This is a genomic window from Telluria antibiotica, from assembly GCF_011682055.1.
GTDB classification, from domain to species: domain Bacteria; phylum Pseudomonadota; class Gammaproteobacteria; order Burkholderiales; family Burkholderiaceae_D; genus Telluria; species Telluria antibiotica.
The window spans coordinates 63,092-79,570 of the sequence record NZ_JAAQOM010000023.1 but is presented as its reverse complement, the minus strand read 5'-3'; the positions used below and the strand labels follow the sequence as shown (position 1 = coordinate 79,570).

At 65.6% G+C, this 16,479-nt stretch carries 8 protein-coding genes; 2 read left to right on the top strand and 6 right to left on the bottom strand.

Features of this window, described 5'->3' with window-relative positions; all coding sequences use genetic code 11:
• Positions 1-96: 96 nt before the first annotated feature.
• From HAV22_RS28190 to HAV22_RS28175, 4 genes are all read right to left on the bottom strand, one after another.
• Positions 97-1,863 (bottom strand): DEAD/DEAH box helicase, encoded by a 1,767-nt coding sequence (locus tag HAV22_RS28190; protein WP_166864282.1) that lies wholly within the window; start codon positions 1,861-1,863, stop codon positions 97-99.
• Positions 1,864-2,061: 198 nt separating this feature from the next.
• On the bottom strand, positions 2,062-4,722 hold the full coding sequence (locus tag HAV22_RS28185) for a TonB-dependent receptor (RefSeq protein WP_166864280.1): 2,661 nt from the start codon (positions 4,720-4,722) through the stop codon (positions 2,062-2,064).
• Positions 4,723-5,076: 354 nt separating this feature from the next.
• Positions 5,077-6,588 (bottom strand): tryptophan halogenase family protein, encoded by a 1,512-nt coding sequence (locus HAV22_RS28180; protein WP_166864277.1) that lies wholly within the window; start codon positions 6,586-6,588, stop codon positions 5,077-5,079.
• 129 nt (positions 6,589-6,717) lie between these two features.
• Entirely contained in the window at positions 6,718-9,591 is a 2,874-nt protein-coding gene (locus HAV22_RS28175) for a TonB-dependent receptor (protein WP_166864274.1), read from the bottom strand.
• A gap of 521 nt (positions 9,592-10,112) precedes the next feature.
• On the opposite strand from HAV22_RS28175, the gene HAV22_RS28170 reads away from it, so the two are divergent.
• Entirely contained in the window at positions 10,113-13,031 is a 2,919-nt protein-coding gene (locus tag HAV22_RS28170) for an MGH1-like glycoside hydrolase domain-containing protein (protein WP_166864271.1), read from the top strand.
• Positions 13,028-14,107, top strand: a complete 1,080-nt coding sequence (locus tag HAV22_RS28165; protein WP_166864268.1) for an alpha/beta hydrolase — start codon at positions 13,028-13,030, stop codon at positions 14,105-14,107. Before HAV22_RS28170 ends, HAV22_RS28165 begins: the two co-directional genes overlap by 4 nt.
• 1 nt (position 14,108) lies before the next feature.
• Here the strand turns inward: HAV22_RS28165 and HAV22_RS31410 are convergent, their stop codons facing one another.
• Positions 14,109-15,764 carry a methyl-accepting chemotaxis protein gene (locus HAV22_RS31410; RefSeq protein WP_308789248.1) on the bottom strand — a complete coding sequence of 552 codons (1,656 nt, stop codon included), beginning with the start codon at positions 15,762-15,764 and terminating at the stop codon, positions 14,109-14,111.
• A 181-nt stretch (positions 15,765-15,945) separates the two neighbouring features.
• Complete coding sequence (locus HAV22_RS28155) at positions 15,946-16,476, bottom strand: GNAT family N-acetyltransferase (RefSeq protein ID WP_166864262.1); 531 nt, start codon at positions 16,474-16,476, stop codon at positions 15,946-15,948.
• Positions 16,477-16,479: the final 3 nt, after the last annotated feature.

Below are 16,479 nucleotides of genomic sequence, written 5' to 3'. Positions count from 1 at the left end.
GTCAAACAACAGTAGGGTGGGCACCCCGTGCCCACCAAATGCATGCGTTTCGGCGATGCATGGTGGGCACAGGGTGCCCACCCTACGGCAAACCAGTCAGGCTTTGCGTGGCTTCTTGTCGGCGAACTTGCGCTTGGCCGGCTTCTTCTCCGGCGGCTCCTGCCCGTCGCGCGTGATGCCCAGTTGCTGGCCCGCCACCCACACTTTTTTCAGGTGGTCGAGCAGGTCGGGAGGCAAGTCGGACGGCATGTCGAGCGTGCTGAAATCGTCGTAGATCTCGATACGGCCGATGTCGCGCGCGGCGATGCCGCCCTCGTTCGCGATCGCACCGACGATATTGCCCGGCTTGACGCCGTGGTGGTGCCCCACCTCGATGCGGTACGTGGCCATGCCCGGCTCCGGCGCGCGCTCCACGCGTTCCTTCTTGAAGCTGTCGCGGGTCGGACGTGCGGGGCGCTCGTCGCCGAAGCTTTCACGGCCCGCGCGCGTGGGGCGCTCGTCGCGCTCGCGTTCGCGGAATTCCGGCTTCGGCTCGCGGTCCGGCTTTTCCAGCAGCAGCGGTTCGTCGCCGCGGTACAGCTTGGCCAGCGCCGCGGCGATGTCGATCGCAGGCACGTTCTGCTCGCGCTCGAAGTCCTCGATGAGGGAGCGGAACACGTCGAGGCCGCCCGCCGCCAGCGTCTGGCCGATCTGTTCCTTGAAGCGCGTGATGCGCACTTCGTTGACGGCCTTGATGGTCGGCAGCGTGAGCTGCGCCACCGGCTGGCGCGTGGCGCGTTCGATCGCTTTCAACAGGCTCCGTTCGCGCGGGGTGATGAACAGGATCGCGTCGCCGCTGCGGCCCGCGCGGCCCGTGCGGCCGATGCGGTGCGTGTAGCTTTCCGGGTCGGACGGCACGTCGTAGTTGATCACGTGGCTGATGCGCTCCACGTCCAGGCCGCGCGCAGCGACGTCGGTGGCGACGAGGATGTCGATCTTGCCGTTCTTGAGCTGCTCGATCGTGCGCTCGCGCTGTTGCTGGGCCATGTCGCCGTTGATGGCGGCCGCGGCGAACCCGCGCGCCTGCAGCTTGGACGCCAGTTCCTCGGTGCCGAGCTTCGTGCGCGCGAAGACGATCATGCCGTCGAACGGCTCCGCTTCCAGGATGCGCGTGAGGGCGTCCAGCTTCTGCAGGCCCGCAACGAGCCAGTAGCGCTGCGTGATGTTGGTGGCCGTCGTCGTCTTGGCGGCGACCGTCACCTCGCGCGGCTGGTTCAGGTAGGTCTGGGCGATGCGCTTGATCTGCGCCGGCATCGTGGCCGAGAACAGCGCCGTCTGGCGTCCTTCCGGCGTCTCCTGCAGAATGCGCTCGACGTCGTCGATGAAGCCCATCCGCAGCATTTCGTCGGCCTCGTCCAGCACGAGGGTCTTCAGCTGCGAGATGTCGAGCGAACCCTTGTCGAGGTGGTCGATGACGCGGCCCGGCGTGCCGACGACGACCTGCACCCCGCGGCGCAGCGCCGACAGCTGCGGGCCGTAGCTCTGGCCGCCGTAGATCGGCAGCACGTGGAAATTCTTCAGGTGCGCGGCGTAGCTCTGGAAGGCTTCCGCGACCTGGATCGCGAGTTCGCGCGTGGGCGCGAGCACGAGGGCCTGCACGGCCGGGTTCTTGACGTCGATGCGCGACAGCACCGGCAGGGCAAACGCGGCCGTCTTGCCGGTACCCGTCTGCGCCTGCCCCAGCACGTCGCGGCCTTCCATCAGCAACGGGATGGTGGCGGCCTGGATCGGCGACGGCGTCTCGTAGCCGACCTCCTTCAATGCCTTCAGGATGGGAGCGGGAATGTCGAGGTCGGCGAACGTCTGGGGCTGTGTGTCATGCATGGAAAGTATCTTTAAAAATCGTAAGCAAACCTCCAGTTTACTCTTTTGCACGCCAAGGTTCAGGTTTATTTGGCGCAGTGTGCCCAAAAAGCACGTAGGGTGGGCACCCTGTGCCCACGCGGACGCATGCGTTATGCACACGTTCGCGTGGGCTCGAGGAGCCCACCCTACGGTCGCGTTCGGTGAACCGGGACGCGCTTACAGCTTGTAGTTAAAGCCGAACAGCATCTGGCGGCCGTACTTCGTGTAGCCGCGCGGACGGTCCGTCGAACCCGAGTAGGTCTGGAATGCCGTGTCGGTCAGGTTGTTCACCTGGAACAGCACGGACAGGCCCTTGATCTCCTTGAAGTCGTAGCCGAGCTGCAAGTCGACGACGCGGTCCGGTTTCGTGAACGTCAGCTCCGTCGCGCCGCCGATGCCGCCGATCTCGGCCACGTAGTCGCTGCGGTAGCGCTGGGCGATGCGGGCCGAGAAGCCGTTGTCCTCGTAGTACGCCGTCACGTTGAACACGCGCTTCGACAGGCCCGGCAGCGGGATGCTCATGTTGCCGAAGCTCTGGTTCTTGATCGAGATCTCGCTCGTCGTGAACGCCGCGTTGGCCGTCACACCGAAGCCGGACAGCACCGGCGTGAACAGGTCCAGCGGCACGGAGGCGGCCAGTTCCAGGCCTTCCAGCTTGCCGCCCTTGCCGTTCTTCGGCTGCGTCATGGTGCCGATGTTGCTCGTCGCGCCCTGCAGCTGGTACTCGGAGAAGTCGCGCGGTTCGGTGACGGTGTAGATGTAGGACTTCAGGTCCTTGTAGAAGCCCGCCACCTGCACGTAGCCCTTGTTGCCGAAGTATTTTTCCCAAGACAGGTCGACGGCGTTCGCGCGCCACGGATCGAGCTGGGCGTTGCCGCCGTTGCCGTAAGGCGTGCCGGTGCTCTGGTGCGTCAGGCCCACTTCACGCGACGCGTTCAGCTCGTCCAGGCGCGGGCGGGCCAGCGTCTTGTTGGCGCCGAAGCGCACGATCTGCTGTTCCGGCAGGCTCCAGATCAGGTTCAGGCTCGGCAGGTAGTCGTTGTACTTCTTGCCGTCCGTGAGCGGCACCAGGTCGGCGAACGGCCAGGCGCGCAGCGTCTGGGCGGTCGAGCTCTGGTCCGTGTGCACGGCCTGGATGCCGACGTTGCCGCGCAGCGGCATCGACATCAGTTCCGTGTCGATATTCAGCTTGGCGTAGCCGGTCTGCACCTTCTCCGTGATGCTCCAGTTCTTCGTCGCGCCCCACGGCACCAGCACGGCCGGCGTGTACGGCGCAAAGTTCTGCGACAGCACGGTCGGGATGTCCCAGCTCAGCGTGTCCGGCAGCGCGTACAGCGACTGCGAACCGTTGACCGCGCCGGCGGCGATGGCGCCCGTGCCCAGCTTCGTGAAGCCGGTCTCGAGGTGGCGCTTTTCCTTGTCGCGCTTCGAGGAATTGAAGCCCACTTCGACGCCGTTGAACAGCTTGCTGTCGAAGCGGTATTCGGCGCTGACGCGGAACGAGTTCAGCTTGTCCTTCAGGTGCGGCGCGTTGACGTAGCCGTCGCCGTACTGGCCGCCGATCGTCAGCAGCGACGGATCGTTGTAGACGCCCGTCAGGCCGATGTTCGGCACGGTGCCGTTCGCGTAGTCGAACGTCATCGTCTGGCGCGACGCGAGGCCCGTGTTGATCTCGTCGAGTTCTTCCTTGTGGTCGGCCTGCGAGTGGCTCAGGTCCGCGACGAAGGTCCAGTCACCCGTGATGTACTTGTTGTTCCAGCCGTAGGCCGTCAGCGTGTCGTTCTGGCGATAATGGTTGTTGCGCACCACCGGGTTGACGTTGTTGGCGGTACCGGCCGTCATGATGCCGTTGCCGTTGACGGTCGCCGGCGTGAACGAGACGTTGTTATCGTCCGTCAGCTGGACTTCCATGCCGCGGCGGTCTTCGTTCAGCTTGAAGCGCGAGTGATACGCGTCGATGGTCGACGTGAATTCGCGGATCGGGTGCCATTCCACGACGCCCATCAGACCGTCGCGCACCTGGTTGCCCGTCTGTGCCAGCGACTTGATGCCTTTCGGGACCTTGACGGTCTTGCCCGGCACGGCCGACGTGTTGTCGACCCAGTCCCACGTTTCGAACTGGCGCGACTCGTTCGGCTTGTCGGCGCGCGCATAGCCCACGGCGACACCCAGCGTGCGGCTCAGGAACTGGTCGACGTAGGACGCGCTGATGCGGCTGCCCGTGTCCTTGGCGCCGGCGCTGATCTTGCCCTGGCTGTTCTTTTCGCCGCGCACGTTCAGCGTGATGACGCGCTCGCGCAGCGACAACGGCTTGATCGTCTTCAGGTCGACGGTGCCCGACAGGCCCTGGCCGACGAGCGCCGCGTCCGATGTTTTATACACGGTGACGGCGTTGATCAGTTCCGACGGATACTGGTCGTACTCGACCGTGCGGTTCGCGCTCGTGCTGACCTGCTCGCGGCCGTTCAACAGTGCGGTCGACAGGTCGCCCGACGTGCCGCGGATGCTGATCTGCTGCGCCTGGCCGTTGACGCGCTGCGCCGACAGGCCCGGCAAACGTGCCAGCGATTCGGCGATGCTGATGTCCGGCAGCTTGCCGATGTCCTCGGCGGAGATGGTCTCGACGATGCTGGTCGCATCGCGCTTGACGGCGATGGCATCTTCGATACTGCGACGGATGCCCGTCACGGTGACGGTCGCGACCGGCGCGGCCTGGGCGGAGTCTCCAGCCTGCGTCTGCGCGGACGCCTGCGCGCCCGCGAGCGCCAGGAAAACGGCGCAACCGACGGCGACCGGGCTGAGTTGGAATGCGGGCTGATCGCCCTTCGAAATCTTCATATGTCCCCTCGACGGAATCAATGTGCTTATCAGAGGAACGTCAGCCTTGTGCCGAAGCGTGCGCCGACCCCGGGCTCGAACGTTCGGAACCGATTTTGTATTAAAACTAGATTACGTGTCAACGAAACACGAATTTTAATGACACGGTTGTGGCGTTCGCCCACAAAATACGGTCAAGCTGACTTTCCGGCAAACAGTTTCGATAAATACATACATTTCGCGTATGTAGTTCGAGTACAAAACCTTGCAGAAGGCCGAATACGAGGAACGCGGCGATACACGCCGCGAGATGTCGGCAGGAAGTGGAGCGCTGAGGAAATGACGCCGCCGGTTGGCGCAACCGGCGGCAAGGAGTTACATCGCCGGCGCCTTGCAATGCCCGGCAATGAAGGCGGCGTGGTCCGGCATGAAGTCGACGCACTGGCGTACGACGTCGGCCACGCTCTCCATGTAGTCGTGGATGCCCTCTTCCGACTGCACGTCGACGAGCGGGTGGTAAGCCTGCGGGTGGACGTTCTGGCCGACGAGGACCTGCAGCCAGCCGACTTCCGTGAACAGTTCGTTGTTGTAGCGCTGGATGCGGCCGTGGCTGCGGAACAGGTCGAGCTTCTCGCGCAGCGTGTCTGGAATCGCCATGTGCGCACACGCCTGCCAGAACGCGCTGTCGTCGCGCTGGTTCGCGTGGTAATGCAGGATGATGAAGTCGCGGATGCGCTCGTAGTGGAAGCGTGTCATGCGATTGAACGCATCGATGTCGACCTGGGCGAAGCCCTGGTCCGGGAAGAAGTCCAGCAATTGCTGCACGGCCGCCTGCACCATGTGGATGCTGGTCGACTCGAGCGGTTCCAGGAAGCCGCTGGCCAGGCCGACGGCGACGACGTTCTTGACCCAGCTCTTCTTGCGCATGCCCGTCGTGAAGCGGATCGGACGCGGATCGGCCAGCGGCTTGCCGTCCAGGTTCGACAGCAGCACGGCGGTCGCCTCGTCGTCGCTGATGTGGCGGCTGCAGTACACGTGGCCATTGCCCGTGCGGTTCTGCAGGGGGATGCGCCATTGCCAGCCGGCCCCGTGCGCGGTGGCACGCGTGTACGGCGTCAGCACGGGCGCCGACTCGCAGGGCACGGCCAGCGCGCGGTCGCACGGCAGCCAGTGGCTCCAGTCCTCGAACCCCGCGCCCAGCGTCTGTTCGATCAGCAAGCCGCGGAAGCCGGAGCAGTCGATGAACAGGTCGCCCTCGACGCGCTCACCGCTCTCGAGCACGACGGCGTCCACGAAACCGTCGTGCGCGCGCTGGCTCACGTGCACGATCTTGCCTTCGGTGCGCTCGACGCCGCGGCTTTCGGACAGCTTGCGCAGGTGGCGCGCGTACAGGCTCGCGTCGAAGTGGTAGGCATACGCGATGTCCGCGAGCGGCGAGTTGCCGAGGTCCGTGCGCGGCGGCATGAATTTGTTCGCGTGCGCGGCGGCGCGCGTGATCGAATACTCGCCCAGGTCGCGCGCGCGGCCCTGCGCACGCATCTTGTGCCAGTACTGCTCGAAGCCGACGGTCCACAGGTCCTGGCCGACGCGGCCGAAGCCGTGCATGTAGCGCTCGCCCGGCCGGCCCCAGTTGACGAACTCGATGCCCAGCTTGAAGGTGCCGTTCGTGGCCTTCATGAACTCGGCTTCGTCGATGCCGGCTACGGTGTTGAAGCGCTGGATCATGGGAATGGTCGCTTCGCCGACACCGACGATGCCGATCTCGTCGGACTCGACGAGCCGGATGCGGTAGCGGCCGCGCAACGCGGTGGCAAGGGCGGTGGCGGTCATCCAGCCGGAGGTGCCGCCGCCGACGATGACGATGGTGTTCAGGTGAGGAGCTTGCATGCGGATCTCGTACGGAATGCGATCATGAAAAAACACCCCTGCTGACCAGGGCCGGCAGGGGTGTTCCGCTTAACTGTCGACGTCGACAAGAATACAGTAGGGTGGGCACGCTGTGCCCACCAGATGCACTCAGAACTTGTAGCTCGCGCCCAGGCTGTAGGTACGGCCGAAGCGGATGTGCTCGACGACGTTGTCCGGGTTGGCCGCAAAGCGGTCGAACGCCGAGTTGGTCCAGTTGTTGATGGCACCCGTGATCGACAGGCCCTTCAGCATCGTCTTGTCGCCGAACTCATACGTGACCTGACCGTCCACCGTCGTGTTGCCCTTGATGTACGTGAGCTGCGGGTTGTCCTGGAAGTCGCTGATCTCGCCCAGGAAGTCGCTGCGGTGCTTGGCGGCGATCGAGGCGCGGAAACCGGCGTTTTCGTAGTACAGGCGCAGGTTGGTCACCTGGCGCGACAGGCCCGGCAGCGGGATCGTGGTGACGCCGCCGGTGTCGATCACGGACAGGCCCGTCGTGAGCAGGTTCACGGAGCTCAGGGTGCTCGAGTGGTTGACCTCGACGCCGAAGCCGCTCAGGTACTTGGTCAGCATCGCGAACGGCAGCGACGCAGTCAGCTCGATACCCTTGATGTTGCCACCCGTGCCGTTGGTCGGGGTGGTCAGCACACCGACCGAGGAACCGGCGTACTGGCCGCCGGCCGGCAGCGCGGTCTTGGCGCTCAGCAGGCCGAGCTGGGCAAAGTCGACGATCTTCGACGTGCTCAGGACGTAGGTGTCGAGCTTCTTGTAGAAGCCGGCCACCGCTACATAGCCCTTGGCACCGTTGACTTCGAAGTATTTTTCATACGACAGGTCGAATGCCTTGGCGCGGAATGGCTCGAGGTTCGGGTTACCCGAGCTGCCCGTCAGACGGGCGCCGCCCGGGTACGAGTTGTTCAGCGTGACGCCGCCACCCGGACGCAGGTCGCTCATCTTCGTGCGCGACAGCGTCTTGCCCAGGCCGATACGCACCATCTGGTTGTACGGCAGCTCGAAGCCCAGGTTCAGGCTCGGCAGGAAGTCGTTGTACGAGTGATGACCCTGGATCGTGTAAGCCGGGCAAGCCTGGCCGGCGACACCGGCACAGTTGGCCGTGTCGACCACGTAACCCACCGAGGTCTGGTTCGTGTGGACGTACTGCGCGCCCACGTTGCCGCGGTAGGACAGGCCGAACAACTCGCCTTCCAGGTTACCCATCAGGTAGCCGGTCGAGACCTTTTCCGACACGTCCCAGTTCTTGTCCGTCTGGATCGGCTGGTCGACCTTCGGCAGCAGCTGGTAGATCGAACCGAGCGTTCCCAGCGGGTTGAACTGCGCGACCGGCATGCCCAGCGGCGTCACGACGGTATCCGTGCCCGGCACCGGTGCCGACGCGTACGGACCGCCCGGGATGATCAGGTTGCCTTCGTTCTGGTCGCGGCCCTTCGTGCGGTTCGTACGGTTGATGCCGAATTCGATCGCGGTGACCGGACCCAGTTCGACGTCGTGCTTGGCCGACAGGCGGCCCGACTTGATCTCGTCGGTCGTGACGCCGATGGCGACGTAGCCGGCCTGCGGATTGCCGCTCAGGCCGCCACCCCAGCCGTCCACGTCGGTCAGGACGATCTTGCTGCGGTCGGAATAGTTGAGGCCGGTCGTGTACGTCGGGCTCAGGTTGCTCTTGCCGTCGAAACCGGTCCACGACACGGTGTCCGCACCGGCGTTGCCCGGCAGGCCAGCCGTCGTTTCGTAGCGGTTCGCGTCGTGCTTGACCTTCGAGCCGGACACGTCGCCCGTGAACGTCCAGTCGTTGCGGCGCAGGCGGCTGTTGATGCCCCAGGCGTTCAGCGTGTCGACCACGGCTTCGTTGTGGTTGCGCACGTCGGCCTTGAATTCCGAGCAAGTGCCCGACACCGCGACGCCGTTGACGATGTTGGCATTGGACAGCACGCCAACGTGATCGTACGACCCCGTACTGCCGCAGATCGCGCCTTCGATGCCGGTCTTGCGGGTGCTGTCGGTGTTCTTCGAGTGGAACAGGTCGACGGTGGTGACGAAATCCTTGTTCGGACGGAATTGCAGGATGGCCATTGCGCCCTTGTTCGTCTGCGGGTCGCGCTGGATGTCGGTCTTGAAGCCGCCTGGCACGACGACGTTCTGGCCGTTGTACAGCGGCGAGCCGACGTCCGCCAGTTTCGGCGTCCAGCCGCCCCAGCCGTCCGACTGCGGCTGCTCGGCGCCCGTGTCGTTGAACTTGACGAGACCCAGGGCCACGCCGATCGTGCGGTTCGCGAACTGGTCGATGTAGGTCAGCGTGCTGCGGTAGCCGGTGCCCGTGCCCAGGCCGTTGTTGTGCTCACCGAAGCGCATGGCCTTGTAGCCGACGGCGACGGTGCGCTTGCCGAAGTCCAGCGGCAGCACGGTGCGCTGGTCGATCGTCGAAGCGATGCCCTGGCCCATCAGGCTGGCGTCCGGCGATTTGTAGATGGTGATGGTGCCCAGCATCTCGGCCGGGTACAGGTCGAACTTGACGCCGCGGCTGTCGCCGGCCGACGCCTGCTCGCGGCCGTTCAGCAGCGTGCCGTTGAAGTCCGGCGACAGGCCGCGCACGGAGATCGCGGACGCGCGGCCCGACGACTTGTCGCGCTGCGCCGTCACGCCCGGCAGGCGCGAGATCGATTCGGCGACGGTCGCATCCGGCAGCTTGCCGATGTCTTCCGCCGAGATCGCCTCGACGATGGAATTGGAATTCTTCTTGATGGAGATCGCCGCCTCGATGCCGCGGCGGATACCGGTCACGGTCACCTGGCTGATCGGGTTGCCGTTGGCGTCCGTCGCCTGCACGGCTTGCGACACGGCAGCGTCCTGCGCGTACACGTTGGCGCCCAGCGCCGACAGGAACACGGTGCAGCCGGCAGCCACCGGGCTCAGCTTGAACACGAGTGCGCGGTTGCGCGCGTGCTTGCCATTAAAAATCTTCATTTGTCCCCTCAAATCATCAGATCTCATTATTTTCCCGAGGACGACAGCGTGAAGCCCGCACACGGGAGCCAGAAGCAAACGTTCTTATACGTTCTGCCAAGGATTCTGTATTAAAACTAGATTCAGTGTCAACGCGACTTCCTCTCAATTACGAGAATGTAGGGGTTTTACGCTGTTTTGCCCTAAAAACGACAATCCGCGTTGTATTCGAGCTACAAAATATACGTATCGGCGATGTAGTCGGGCTACAAATTGATTTCCATGCATCAAATAAGGGCAAAAGTGCACCGTTTGTGGGCAAAATTCCGTAGTAGCTTTACAGAGCGTTGGGATTTGCCCACATTTGGTATTGCCGAAGCCCTGGCGACCGGTGTAGCAAAACTAGGGTGGATGGCACCCTGGCGCGTTGCTGGCCTCAAGGGCGTGTAGTATTCTCCGGACAATGATGTAGTAAATTCATTGCATTAATGTAATAAACCGCGTGTTTTCCTGTAGTTGCACTACGCCGACAAGCGAATCTCATGATCAAGCCAACCCTTTTCGCCGCCGTTTTCGTCTCCTCGGTCGCCGTGGCCGCCCCACCGCTGAACTACGACATCTATGTGCGCGGCGCCTTCAACGGCTGGGGCACGGACAACGTGCTCGCCTACCAGGGCAACGGGGTCTACCAGGTCGACATCCTCGTCAGTCCCGGCAACCACGCATTCAAGGTCGGCAGCCGCGACTGGGCCGCGGAATGGGTCGCGAATCCGGCCGCCAGCGTCACCGTCAAACCCGGCGCGGCGTATCCGCTGGCGACGGAGGCGGGGCCGGAAGACTATCTGTTCACGAAGCAGACGGCCACGTTCCGCTTCCGCGTCGACGTGTCCGATCCGAAGCACCCCGTGCTGACGGTCGCGAAGCTCGATACGCCCGCGGCGGCGCCTGCGCGCGACCCGCACGCGGGCGCGGGCGCGACGGCCGCGCTGACCTTTCCCACCTGGGACGGCAAGGAGGAGACGGCGCGCTTTTCCGTACGCGATCCGCAGGCGCCGCTGCGCAGCTACGCACAATCGACGACCCAGCAGCTGCGCGATCCCGGCCCGCAATCGACGACCTACGACGAGGACGCGTCGCTGCCGCAGGTCCGCAGCGGCAACCTCGCGTTCGACGCGCTGTTCGCGCTGGCTGGCCACGAGATGAAGCTGGACTCGGTGCAAGAGATCCGCGACGGGAACTACAACGGCGGCGCCGCGATCCCGTGCGATTGCTTCGAGACGGGCGAAAAATGGCATTACGTGTGGACGCGCGACCTGTCGTACGCGGCCGACCTGGGCCTGGCCATGCTCGACCCGCAGCGCGTGCGTAACTCGCTGCTATTCAAATTGTCCGGCTGGCGCGCGGGCGTGGCGAAGGCACCGCATGTCGCGGGCACGCCGGACGGGCTGCAGGTCGTGCAGGACACCGGCAGCGGCGGCAGCTGGCCCGTCAGCACGGACCGCGTCACGTGGGCGTTCGCGGCCGAGGACATCCTCGAGACGCTGCCCGCGGACGAGCGCGCGGCCTTCGCCGCGCAGGCGTTCAAGGCGTTGTCGAACACGATCGAGAACGACCGCATCGCCGCGTTCGACGGCGCGACGGGCTTGTACACGGGCGAGGAATCGTTCCTCGACTGGCGCGACCAGACCTACGCGAAGTGGATCACCGACGACATCGCGTCGATGGCCAGTTCGAAGACGCTGTCGACGAACGTCGGCCATTACAAGGCGCTGACGGTGGCCGCCACGCTCGCGCGCGAACACGGCGACAAGGCCAGGGCCGCACGCTACGACGGCTGGGCGCGCGACCTGAAGCGCGCCATCAACGCGCGCCTGTGGCTGGACGACGCGGGCATGTACAGCAGCCTCACGGCCGCCCACTTCGACGGCGCGCCGCTGCACAAGTTCGACTGGCTCGGACAAGCACTTGCCATCGTCACGGGCGTGGCGGACGGCGCGCGTGCGAAGCGGATCCTGGCCAGCTATCCGCACGGGCCAATGGGCGCGCCCGTCATCTGGCCGCAGCAGCAGGACATGCCCGTCTATCACAACCGCGCGATGTGGCCGTTCGTCACCGCATACGGCCTGCGCGCCGCCATCGTGGGCCGCAACGTCGCCGTCGCCGACGCGGCGTACGACGCGCTGATGCGCGGGGCCGCGCTGAACCTGTCGAACATGGAAAACCTGGAATGGCTGTCCGGCCAGCCGCTGCTGCTGGACGAAGCGCACCCGAACCTGATCGGCCCCGTCATCAATTCGAAGCGCCAGCTGTGGTCCGTCGGCGCCTACCTCGGCATGGTGATCCGCGACGTGTTCGGCGTGTCCACGACCCGGGACGGCATCGACGTTCAACCCTTCGTCACGGCGAAGCTGCGCGGCGGCGTGTTCGCGGGCGGCGACGGCATCGCGCTGTACAACCTGCGCCTGCAAGGCCATGCGCTCGACGTCAAGCTCGTGCTGCCGCCCGTGCCGCCGGCCGGCACGAGCGGGTATTACGCCGTCAAGCAGATCCTCGTCGACGGCAAACCGGCGGGCAGCAATATTCCGTGGCGCGCGCTCGGTGCGCACAGCGCCATCGAAGTCCGGCTGGGCGACCTCGTCGCCGGCGACACCTCGATCCACCGCGTGAACGCCGATCCGTACGAGGAAGCGCCGTCCGTGTTCGGCCCGCGCGAACCGCGCATCGACGGCCTCGCGCGCGCGCGCGGGCGCACGACGCTGACGATTACACCTGCGGATGCGCAGGCCGGCATCACTTATAACGTCTACCGCGACGGCAAGCTGGTCGCAGCGAATGTGCCCAGCGGTGCGTGGACGGACGCCGCCGGCAGCGCGGCCGCGTGCTATGCCGTCGAAGCACAATATGCGGCATCGGGCAACCGCAGCCACCACAGCGTGCCGCGCTGCGTCGACGGGGGCGTCGCGATCGCCGCGACGGATGCACGGGTCGACGCCAACGTGGCCATCGCGCCGGCCAACGCGCGCTTCGCGGAACCGCATTTCGCGAACTGGGGCCAGCCGGCCGACCGCTTCACCGTGCGCGACGTGCGTGTGCCGGCGGGCGGGCGCTATGCCGTGCAGGTCCGCTACCACAACGGTGCCAACCAGGTGAACCTCGGAATCAGCGGTGGCGTAAAATGGCTGGCGCTCAAGGATACGTCGGGCCGCATCGTCGCCCAGGGCGTCGTGCAACTGCCGCACGCGCGCATCGACAAGGCGAACACGCCAACTGTCTATTCGACGCCGCTCGCGGCGCGCCTGAAGGCGAACATGCCGTACCGGATCGAGCTGAGCGACTTCTACAACATGAGTTATTTGGACAGCAACCGCAGCTTCAGCGCGGCCGGCGGCACCGACGGCCAGTCGAACCGCTTCGACATCTACGGCGTGCGCGTGCTGGCCATCGACGGAACGGAACCATGAAATACATCGCAATCGCCGCGGCGGCCCTGCTGCTCGCGCAGGCGCCGGCCGGCGCCACCACCGTGCGCGTGCACTACGCTGCGTCCGGCAAGGACGGCATCCAGGTACGCGCCGACAAGGGCGCCGCCGGCTGGTCGCAAGGCGTGCCCGCCACGCGCGACCCCGGCCCGCTGAACGTGTGGACGTTCACGTGGCCGGACGCGCTGGGCGACATCCAGATGAAGCCCACGCTCGGCGCGGACAAGGTGTCGATCGGCGGCGTGTACAAGCTGCCCGCCGGCTCGACGCTCGACATCTACCCGTTCTTCGGGCCGCCGTTCGGCAAGGTGACGATCGTGAAGGACGTCGCGTCGCCGCAATTGAACAACAAGCGCGCGCTGCGCATCTACCTGCCGCCCAGCTACGGCGAGAACGCCGCGAAGCGCTATCCCGTGCTGTACATGCACGACGGCCAGAACCTGTTCGACGCGAAGACGGCGTCGTTCGGCGTCGAATGGGGTATCGACGAGACGATCAACCGCCTCGTGGCGACGGGTGTGATGGACGAGGTGATCGTCGTCGGCATCGACAACACGCCGGAGCGCATCGCCGAATACACGCCCTGCTGCGACCCGAAATACGGCGGCGGCAAGCTGAATGCCTACGACGCGTTCATCGTGGAGACGGTAAAGCCGTACGTCGACCGCACGTACCGCACGCTGCCCGGCAAGGACACGACGGCGATCATGGGCTCGTCGCTGGGCGGCATCGCGTCGGTGCTGATCGCGCAGCGCCATCCGGACATCTTCTCGAAAGCGGGCGGCGTCTCCAGCTCGTTCTGGTGGAACAACGGCACGCTGCCGGCGAAGGTGCCGGACCGCGTGCCCGTGAAGTTCTACCTCGACGCCGGCACCCGCGACGACGGCCTGGACGACACGACGAAGATGCGCGACGCCATGCTCGCAAAAGGCTGGCGCGATGGCGACGACCTGCTGTTCTACAAGGCCGAGGGCGGGCGCCACAACGAGGCGTCGTGGGCCGCGCGCGTCGACAAGCCGCTTACCTGGTTCTTCCCATGGGGATCGGCGCGCCAGTAAATTAAAACGTCTCCCAGCCGTCGGCGTCCGCGAGCGCCGGCTCGCGCTTCGGTGCGGCCACTGCCTTGCGCGCGGGCGCGCGCGTCACGGCCGCGCGCACGGGGGCAGGCGCAATGATGGGCGCGACGGGCGCGGTGTCGCGGCCTTGCGCATCGCCGGCCAGGCGGAACACGCCCACTGCCTCGGCCAGCGCCAGCGCCTGCTGCTGCAGCGCGTCCGCGGCGGCCGCCGCTTCTTCCACCAGCGCGGAATTCTGCTGCACGACCGCGTCCATCTGCCCCATCGCCTCGTTGACCTGCGTGATGCCATCGCTCTGGTGCGTGGCCGCGTCCGTGATCTCGGCGATAATGCCGGCCACGCGCTGCACGCTGTTCACCACGTCCTGCATCGTACCGCCGGCCTCGCCCACGAGGCGCGTCCCCGTCTTTACCTTGTCGACGGAATCGCCGATCAGCGCCTTGATCTCTTTCGCTGCGCTGGCGGAACGCTGCGCCAGCGTGCGCACTTCGGAGGCCACGACGGCGAAGCCACGTCCCTGCTCGCCGGCGCGCGCCGCTTCGACGGCCGCGTTCAGGGCAAGGATATTGGTCTGGAACGCGATGCCGTCGATGACGCCGATGATGTCGACGATCTTGTGCGACGCGGCGTCGATCTCGCCCATCGTGCTGACCACCTGCGCCACGACGGTGCCGCCACGCGTGGCGACGCCGGAGGCCTCGTCGGCCATGCGCTTCGCGTGGTCCGCGCTGTCGCGGCTGGCGCGCACGGAGGTCGTCAGCTGGTCCATCGACGCCACCGTCTCTTCGACGGAGCTGGCCTGCTCCTCGGTGCGCGCGGCCAGGTCCTGGTTGCCCTGGGCGATCTCGCTCGTGGCCACGGAAATCGTGTCGGTGCCGCTGCGCACGCGCGCGACGATGCCGGCCAGGCTGTCCTGCATGTGCCGCAGCGCGTCGAGCAGCATCCCGACTTCGTCCTTGCGGTCGACGACGATGGGCTGCGTGAGGTCGCCCGCGGCGACGGTGCGGGCGATGCTCACGGCGTCGTGGAGCGGACGCGTGATGCTGCGCGCCAGCCACGTCGTGACGGCGGCCGCCGCGAGCAGCACGGTGACGAAGGTGACGATGGCGAGGCGGCGCTCGGCCTGCTCGGCGGCTTCCTTGTCCTTGCGCATCGCCGCGATGGTCGTCTTCGCGTATTCCTGGATGCCGTTGACGATGCCGTCGATCTGCGTCGTCGGCGCGCGGTCCTTACCCTTGACCTGCTGGTCGAGCAGCTTGTAGCTCTCCGGATTGGTGCCGTCGTACGTCTTCAGCGCGGCGTGGTAGCGGTCGTTCAGTTCACGCAGCGACGCCTGGGCAGCGGCCACCTTGTCCGTCGCGGCGCCTTGCGCAGCCAGGACCGTCTTCAGCTTGTCGAGTTCGCCCAAGGTCGCGGCGGCGCTCTTTTCGAAACCGTCCTGGTATTTCTTGAAGTCGGCCGGGTCGCTGCCGCGGATCAGGATGTTCTTCCATTCCTGCACCTGGATCTTGAATTCCACCTGGGCGCTGCGTGCCATGTCCGCCGCCTGGGCCAGTGCCTCGACCTTGGCCAGCGCGTCCGACGCCCGCTGGTTGGCGGTGCCGATGGCGCGCCAGGCATTGATGCTGACCGCTAGCATAGCGAGCAAGAAAAAGCCGCCCAGCAAGCCCAAACGTACGGAAATCTTTACATTCACGAGTTTCATGACGATCGCTATCATTCACATAAGCCAGCCTGAATGATGACCACGCGAAACTAGAAAGCCAATGTCGTCGTTACAATTCGTGAGTATTTGTATCCGTTAGGCAACGATGTGTAAGCTATCTGATATCTTTTGAAAGCTGTCTAATATCAATGCTGTACAGGTTGCTCCCCGCATCGCCTGGCACGAGGTGCATGAAGCGTTCGAACCGCATCCCCATCTTGCGCAGCAGTCCGTTCGACGCCACGTTGTTCGGCGACGTGATCGCCAGCACGCGCGTGAGCCCGAGCGTCGGCGCGAGGCCCAGCACGGCCATGCCGGCCTCGTAGGCATAGCCGCGGCCGCGATGCGCGGCGAGGTAGGCATAGCCGATGTCGATGCCGTCCAGCGTGTCGCGCTTGATCAGGCCGCACATGCCGATCGGCGCCCCGCCCTCCTTCAACTCGACGACATACAGCGAATGGCCGCGCACACGCTGCATGGCCATGGGCCCGTCGAGCAGCGCCTGCACGGCATCGTCGCGCGTGCGGATGCCGCGGTCGCCGATGTGCTCGAGGAAGCCGGGGTCGTTGACGAGCGCGAGGTAGAAGTCGGCATCGCCGAGGTGGGCGGTACGCAGGCGCAGGCGCGCTGTCGCGGCGACGTCCACGCG